The organism is Streptomyces lycii, assembly GCF_009735685.1.
Taxonomy (GTDB): Bacteria; Actinomycetota; Actinomycetes; order Streptomycetales; family Streptomycetaceae; genus Streptomyces; species Streptomyces lycii.
Map to the genome: position 1 here is coordinate 1 of NZ_WHPN01000093.1, position 7,824 is coordinate 7,824.

General features: G+C 75.3%; 7 protein-coding genes. 3 read left to right on the forward strand and 4 right to left on the reverse strand.

All coding sequences use genetic code 11. The annotated features are described in order from the left end of the window. A partial coding sequence (locus GCU69_RS04465) for an ABC transporter ATP-binding protein (protein WP_156205177.1) occupies positions 1-788 on the forward strand: 788 nt, incomplete at its 5' end. A gap of 80 nt (positions 789-868) precedes the next feature. Continuing rightward, entirely contained in the window at positions 869-1,870 is a 1,002-nt protein-coding gene (locus GCU69_RS04470) for an ABC transporter substrate-binding protein (protein WP_098753226.1), read from the forward strand. Between the two features lie 232 nt (positions 1,871-2,102). Here the strand turns inward: GCU69_RS04470 and GCU69_RS04475 are convergent, their stop codons facing one another. From GCU69_RS04475 to GCU69_RS04490, 4 genes are all read right to left on the reverse strand, one after another. Continuing rightward, positions 2,103-2,582: an SRPBCC family protein gene (locus tag GCU69_RS04475; RefSeq protein ID WP_176604523.1), complete on the reverse strand. Its 480-nt coding sequence runs from the start codon at positions 2,580-2,582 to the stop codon at positions 2,103-2,105. Then, positions 2,579-2,935 (reverse strand): ArsR/SmtB family transcription factor, encoded by a 357-nt coding sequence (locus GCU69_RS04480; RefSeq protein WP_156205178.1) that lies wholly within the window; start codon positions 2,933-2,935, stop codon positions 2,579-2,581. Before GCU69_RS04480 ends, GCU69_RS04475 begins: the two co-directional genes overlap by 4 nt. Positions 2,936-2,940: 5 nt before the next feature. Next, entirely contained in the window at positions 2,941-3,315 is a 375-nt protein-coding gene (locus tag GCU69_RS04485) for a VOC family protein (RefSeq protein WP_170315777.1), read from the reverse strand. 495 nt (positions 3,316-3,810) lie between these two features. Then, the gene (locus GCU69_RS04490) at positions 3,811-4,959 is read right to left on the reverse strand and encodes a hypothetical protein (protein ID WP_156205179.1); all 1,149 of its coding nucleotides are present in this window, start codon (positions 4,957-4,959) and stop codon (positions 3,811-3,813) included. A gap of 223 nt (positions 4,960-5,182) precedes the next feature. Between GCU69_RS04490 and GCU69_RS04495 the strand changes: the two genes are divergently transcribed. Beyond that, positions 5,183-7,824, forward strand: a 2,642-nt coding sequence (locus GCU69_RS04495) for a helicase-associated domain-containing protein (RefSeq protein ID WP_156205180.1), incomplete at its 3' end; no start/stop codon positions are given.

Below are 7,824 nucleotides of genomic sequence, written 5' to 3' on the forward strand. Positions count from 1 at the left end.
CCCGGGAGCTGACCCTCGCCTACGACGACCGCACCGTCGTCGAACGGCTCGACCTGGACGTGCCGGACGGCGCCGTGACCGTGATCGTCGGCCCCAACGCCTGCGGCAAGTCCACCCTGTTGCGGGCCCTCGGCCGGCTGCTGCGGCCCCGGCACGGCGCGGTGCTCCTCGACGGCACCGAGCTGAGCCGCATCCCGAGCCGAGTCATAGCCCGGGCCGTCGGGCTGCTGCCGCAGACCCCGGTGGCCCCGGAGGCGATCACCGTCGCCGACCTCGTCGCACGCGGACGGCAGCCGCACCAGCACTGGTGGCAGCAGTGGTCGGAGGCGGACGAACGCGCCGTCGGCGACGCCATGGAACGCACCGACACCGCGCAGCTCGCCGGGCGGCAGGTCGACGAGCTGTCCGGCGGCCAGCGGCAGCGGGTGTGGATCGCGATGGCGCTCGCGCAGGAGACCGATCTGCTGCTGCTGGACGAGCCGACGACGTATCTCGACATCGCGCACCAGGTCGAGGTGCTCGACCTGGTGCGGCAGCTGAACCGGGAACGCGGGCGCACGGTCGTCATGGTGCTGCACGACCTCAACCAGGCCGCGCGGTACGCCGATCACCTGGTCGCGATGAAGTCCGGCCGGATCGTCGCGCAGGGCCGGCCGGAGAGCGTCGTCACGGCGGAGCTGGTGCGCGAGGTCTTCGGGCTGGCCTCGGTCGTGGTGCCGGACCCGGTGACGGGCGGTCCGCTCGTCGTGCCGGGCAGTCCGTACGCCGCCGCCCGCCCCGAAATCTGACCGGCCGCCGCCGCGGCCCCCGGACCCCACCCACTCCCCACACCCGTCCCCGTATCCGCCACACCATCGGAGAGGTCACCATGACTCGCACACTGCCCGGCCGCCGCCACACCACGAACGCGGCCGGCGCGCTCGCCGCCGCACTCACCCTGTCCCTGGCCCTGACCGCCTGCGGCTCCGGCTCGGACTCCGGTTCGGGCTCCGCTTCCGAGGGCGGTTCGGGCGGGGGCGGCACCCATGTCGTGAAGACCGCCATGGGCGACGTGAAGGTCCCGGACGACCCGAAGCGCGTCGTCGTCCTGGACACCGCCGAACTGGACTCCGCGATCACCCTCGGCGTGAAGCCCGTCGGGGCCACCAACGCGGGCACCAGCTCGGGCTTCCTCGGCTACCTGGAGAAGGACCAGGTCTCCGGCATCAAGAACGTCGGCACGATCGGCACCCCGAACCTCGAAGCCGTCAACGAGCTGAAGCCCGACCTGATTCTGAGCAGCAAGATCCGCGACGAGAAGAACTACGAGAACCTCTCGAAGATCGCCCCGACCGTGCTCACCGAGACCACCGGCTACCCCTGGAAGTCCAACTTCCATGTGCACGCCGACGCGCTCGGCAAGCAGGACGAGGCGAAGAAGGCCGTCTCCGCGTACGAGACGCGGGTCAAGGAGGTCACGGAGGCGCTGGGCGGCGCGAAGAAGGCCCGCGGGACCGAGGCGAGCGTTGTCCGCTTCATCGAGGGGGCCGACACCCGGGTCTACGCCGACAAGAACTACATCGGCACCATCCTCGCCGACGTGGGCCTCGGCCGGCCCGATGTGATCAAGGAGGCGGAGGACGGCTTCTCCGTCGACGTCAGCCCCGAGCAGATCGGCAAGGGCGACGCGGACGTCCTCTTCTACTCGACGTACGGCGACCCGGAGAAGGCCAAGAAGACGGAGATCACCGGCAGTGGGCTCTGGAAGAACATGAAGGCCGTCAAGAACGACAAGGCCTTCGAGGTCGACGACGAGCTGTGGATCCAGGGCATCGGCTACACGGCTGCGGGCAAGATCCTCGACGAGCTGGAGGCCAAGCTGACGCGGTGACGCCTCCGGCGCGACCGCGCCGCGCCGGCCGACGCCCCGGCCCTCGTCTCCGTTCCCGGCCGCCCCGGCACCCGGACGGCTCCGGTGTCCTGTGCGGCTCCGGTGTCCCGGACGGCTCCGGTGTCCTGTGCGGCCCGACGACACGGCGCCCCGTCCCCTTGGCCATGGGAGGGGCGGGGCGCCGGGCGCGCTCCGGGGGCGCGGCTGCGCGCGTACGGCTCGGGCGCCTGCGTCAGTACGTTTCCAGCACGTTCTCCAGGGCACCGATGACGTGGGAACGCCACCCTCCGCCCATGATCCGGTGCGCCATCCGCTGGGCCGGGTCGTCCGGGTCGAACCCCGCGTGCACGAGGAAGAGACGTGTGCCGCGGCCTTCCGGCTCCAGGGTCCAGGTGATGGTCCAGTCGGCGGCGTTCTCCCGGCTCCCCGCCTCGTCCTGCCAGCGGACGCTCAGCATCCGCTCGTCGTCATGGGCGAGGACCTCCGCCCGGATGACGCCGGAGAAGTTGGTGTTGGGGCGGGGCACAGCGGTCATCGTGTAGCGGTGGCCGACCTCCAGGCGGAAATCGCCGGGCATCATCCACTGGGCGATCAGCTCGGGATCGGTCAGGGCCCGCCAGACCTTCGCGGGCGGGTGGGCCAGAAAGTGATCGACCTTGATCGTGGTGAGGTCGTCGTCATCCGGTCCGTCGGGCGCCTGGGGCATCGTCATGCCTCATCCTCCGGCATGCGGTCGAGCAGATCGCCGAGGCCCTTCAGCTTCTCGCGCCAGAACCGCTCGTACGGATGGAGCCAGTCCTGCACCTCGGCGAGCGGGGCCGCCTCCAGGCGGTAGATGCGCTGTCTGCCCCGGCGCTCCTCGGAGACGAGACCGGCCTCCCGAAGCACCTTCAGATGCTCCGACAGACTGGGGCGACGCATGGCGAAGTGGTCCGCGAGCGCCTGGACCGGCTGCGGGCCGCGGTCGCGCAGCAGGCGCAGCACCTCGCGCCGCGTCGCGTTCGCGAGAGCGGCGAAGAGCTGGTCCTGGTCCCGGTCCTGATCCCGGGCGCTCCTGGTGACCACTTCGGTCAGAAGCCTTCCTTCTCCGTGAGCAGCATCAGGCCGTTGCCGTCGGGGTCCTGGAAGCCGGCCATCCGTCCCCAGGGGAGATCGGTCGGGCCGTCCACGGTGACTCCGGCTTCGGTGAGCCTGGCGCAGTCCGTGTCCACGTCTGTCGTGACGAACATGATCCCCCGTGTGGTTCCGGGCGTGAAGTCGCCCATGCCGGGGCCGGAGAGGGTGAGCACGGTCCGGGCGCCCTTCGGGGCGACCTGGAGCCAGCGGCCGGGAGGCATCTGGAGATCCGCGGTGATCTCGAAGCCGAGCACGTCCGTGTAGAAGCGGAGGGCCCTGTCCTGGTCGGAGACGGGGACGGTGACGAAGGAGGCGTGGGTGATGTTCATGCCGCCCACCATAGGTAGGGGACTTCCTACGCGTCAAGCGTAGGGAATCTCCTACCAGTGGCCGGCCGACGGCATCGTGGATCCGTGATCAGCGGCGAGGCGGGCGGTCGTGAACTCCGGCAACGGGCCGCGACCAGCACCACATCGGCACCACATCAGCACCGCACCAGCACTCGGCCGATGCCGCACAACAGCGAGCCCCGTGAATTCCGGCCAGTGACAAGAGGGCGGATCTGCGGCGTTCCCCACGACCGGGACGCCGCAGGGCCGCAGCGCCGGACGACCGCGGTCCGCCCGACGACCAGGGCGCCACGACCGCGACGCCGGACGACCGCGACGCCGACGACCGACCGGGCATGGGACGCCGACCTCCCGCACCGACGCAGACACGGACACGGGCACGGGCACAGACACGGGCACGGGCACAGGCACGCGCACGGACACGCGCTCCGGGCGGGCGTGCGGCCCGCGCCCGCCGACCGCGCCGGGGGCGGGTCAGCGGCGCCGAGCCCGCCAGAGCAGGAACAGGGCCGACGCCACCGCCGCCGTGCGCAGCGCGACCGGCCACGTCTCCGTGAGGGCCTCGGCCATCGCGCCCCGCGCGATCGGTTCGCCCCAGCGCCCCTCGTGGCGGCCCCACAGCCACACCACCGCGCCCGCCGCGACCAGCCCCGGCACGGCCAGCGTCGCCCACTTCGCCTCGACCCGGGACAGCCGCGGTCCGGCGTACGCGATGAGCCAGCCCAGGCCGAGCGCGACCAGCGAGCCGAACACCGCGCCGCCGACCAGCAGCGCCGCCGCGAGCAGCAGCAGCGGGCTGGTGGTGCCGCGGGACCGGCCGGTCCCGGCCGGCTCGGCCTCGTCCCCGTCCGGCTCCGCCTCCACCGCTTCCGGCTCGGGGTCCTTGCGGAACGGGTCCTGCGGCGGCGGCTTGAGTATGTCGGGGATCTCGATGCCGCCGACGAAGCCGGGGACCGACTCGCCCGGGCCGAAGAAGCCCGTGCCGCCCGGTCCTCCCGCACCGCCCGGCCCGAACGGGCCCGGCTCGACCCGCCACCAGTCGGTGTCCGCGCCGCGCGGCCCCAGCTCGTCCTCGCCCGCGAGATGCGGCGGGGCGGGCCCGTCGAGCGGGATCACCGGCACCACGGGCGGCTCCGCCGCGGCCTTCTTCCCGCCGCCGCGCGGGGAGGGCACCTTGTTGTCGCCGGCCAGGCCGGTGCGCCGGGCGAAACCGGACAGCTTCCGCAGGGCACCGCCGCGCGACGTGGCACGTTCACCGCCGTTGCCGCCGGTGGTGCCGGTACTGCCGTTGCTGCCGTTGCCGGGGGCCGGGGAGTCCGCGGCCTCCCCCGGCTCCGTGACGGGGCGGTGCTCCGGGCGCGCCGGGCGTCCGGGCTTCGTACCGCGGGCCTCCTGCGACCGGCCGCCCGCCGCCCCGACGACGTCGTCCGGCGTGCCGAGCCTGCCGAGGATCTTCTTCACGGCCGCCGGATTGTCCGCGCCGTGAGCCCGCTGCTGCTCGATCCGGGTACGCAGCTCCGACACCAGCCGCATCCGCTCGCCGGACGACAACTGGCGCTGCTGGGCCAGGTCGCCCACGCGGCTCAGATAGTCCAGGACCAGCTGATCGCTCTCGATCCCCACGAAAACCCCTGCGCGTGTGCCCGGTTGACGGCCGTCTCGGCCCGACGTTACCGCCTCCGGCCGCCCGTCGTCCGGAACGCGGCGCGGGAAGCCGCGCCCGGCGGCGCCCCGGTCCGCCGAGACACCGCCGCGACGGGCTCCCGCCCCGGCCGGTACGGGCCCGCGCCCCCGGCCGCGTTCCGCTCGGGGGCGTGCCGCCGGGCCGGCCGCTACTGTGGGGCGGATGACCACCGAGCGGAACGGGGAGGCGCGCGTGCACGCAGAGACCGGCCCGGGCGGAGGTCCCGCCGCCGGGGCACCGCCCCGCACGCTAGCCGAGGAGCTGCGCACCCGGCCCGACACCGAGCTGGCCTGGCTGCTGCGCGCCCGCCCCGACCTGCTGTCACCGGTGCCGAACGACGTCACACAGCTCGCGACCCGCGCGGGCACCCGCGCCTCCGTCGTACGGGCGCTGGAACGCCTGGACCGGTTCGCGCTGCAGACCGCGGAGGCGCTCGCGATCGCCCCCGACCCGTGCCCGTACGACACCCTGCTCGCCCTGTTGACCGGCGACGACGAGGCCCCGGATGTGGCGGAGGCGCTGCCGCGTGCCGTGGGCACGCTGCGCGGGCAGGCGATCGTGTGGGGCGGCGCGGACCGGCTGCGGCTGGTGCGCACGGCGCGGGAGATCCTCACGCCGTCCGCCTCGGGAGTCTCGCCCACCGGGCTCGGCCCGACCGTGACCGAGGCCGCCGCCGGGATGTCGCCCGGCCGGCTCCAGGACGTCCTCGCCGGCGCCGGGCTGCCCACCACCCACGACTCGGTGACCGCCGTCGAGGCGCTGACCGCGCTCTTCACCGACCGCGAGCGGATGGCGGCGCTGCTGGACGAGGCCCCGGCGGAGGCGCTGGCGACGCTGGGCCGGCTGGTGTGGGGACCGCCGTACGGCACGGTGCCCGCGCAGCCCGCCGCCCCGGTGCGCTGGCTGCTGGCGCGCGGGCTGCTGCTGCCGACGGCGCCCGGGACCGTCGTACTCCCCCGGGAGGTGGCGCTGCACCTGCGCGGCGGGCGGGCGCACCGGGTCGTCGAGCCGGTGGCGCCGCCGGTGCGGGCTGCGGCCGGGCACAGCCCCGCGGTGGTGGACGCGACGGCCGCGGGCCAGGCGTTCACGGCGCTCGGCACGGTCGAGGACCTGCTGCGGGAGTGGGAGACGGGCGGCCCGTCGGTGCTGCGCGCGGGCGGGCTGAGCGTGCGCGACCTGAAGCGGACGGCCGCCGCGCTCGACACGGACGAGCGGACCGCCGCCTTCTGGCTCGAACTGGCCTACGCCGCGGGGCTGCTGGCGTCCGACGGCGAGGCCGAGGAACGCTTCGCGGCCACTCCCGCGTACGACAACTGGCTGCGGCTGCCCGCGGCCGAGCGGTGGGCGGCGCTGGTCACGGCGTGGCTGCCCGCGACCCGTACGCCGGGCGTGGTCGGCGGCCAGGACGCCAAGGGGCGCGCCATGGCCGTGCTGGGCCCCGGGCTGGACCGCTCGCCGGCGCCGGAGATCCGGCACCGCACCCTGGCGCTGCTCGCCGCACTCCCGCCGGGCACCGCCCCCGACCCGGCGACGCTGCTGGCCCGGCTCCGCTGGCAGCGCGGGGCCGCTGCCGTCCCGGGCGCCGCGGGGGCCGCCTCGGGTACGGGAACCGGCGAGGGCGCCTGGGGCGCGGACCGGCGTCACGCCGCGGGCGCCGCGGCACCGGTCCTGCCGCCCGGCGAGGAACTGCGCACCCGGCTGACCGAATGGACTTTGGCGGAGGCGGAGCTGCTGGGCGTCACGGGCCGCGGCGCCCTGTCCGCCCACGGCCGTGCCCTGCTGGGCCTGCCGCCGGCCGGCTCCACGGAGCGGGCCGGCTCCGGTGGCCCGGCACAGGCCCCCAACCACGGCCTGCCGCCGGAGCACGGGGCTCCGGCGGCCGGCCCCGCGTCCGGGCACCCCGAAGACACCGGGTCCGGGGCCGGGTCCGGCACCGGGTTCGGGGCCGGGTCCGGCACCGGGTTCGGGGCCGGGTCCGGCACCGGGTCCGGCACCGGGACCGTGCCGGGCCGGCCGGAGAGCGGCACCGGAACCGGGCACCCCGAGGACACCGGCACCGAGCACCCGGCGAGCGCCAGCCGCACCGAGCCGGAGAGCGGCAGCCCCGCGAGCGCGCCCGGGACCGGACAACCGGACAGCGCCGTCCCCGGCGACCCCGGCAGCCCCGACGCGGGGTTCCCGGCCCGTTCCGAGGACGAGATCGCCGCGGCCGCCGCCCGGGCGGCCACGCTCCTCGCGCTGCTGCTGCCCGAGCCGCTCGACCACGTACTGCTCCAGGCCGACCTCACCGCGGTCGCCCCCGGACCGCTGGAGCGGCCGCTGGCCGAGGCGCTGGGGGTGCTCGCGGACGTCGAGTCCAAGGGCGGCGCGACCGTCTACCGCTTCACGCCCGGCTCGGTGCGGCGGGCCCTCGACGCCGGGCGCACCGCCGCCGACCTGCACGCCTTCCTCGCCGAGCACTCCCGCACCCCGGTGCCGCAGCCGCTGAGCTATCTCGTCGACGACGTGGCGCGGCGGCACGGCCATCTCCGGGTCGGCGCCGCGTCCTCCTACGTCCGCTGCGACGACGACGGGCTGCTGGCCGAGATCGTCGCCGACAAGCGCTCCGCCGGGCTGCGGCTGCGCCGTCTCGCGCCGACCGTGCTGGCCGCGCAGGCCGACCCGGCGACGCTGCTCGAACGGCTCCGGGAGATGGGCTACGCACCCGCCGCCGAGTCCGCGGAGGGCGACGTCCTGATCACCCGGGCCGACGCGCACCGCACTCCGCCGCGCACCCCGCCCGCGCCCGTACCGGAGGGCCCTCC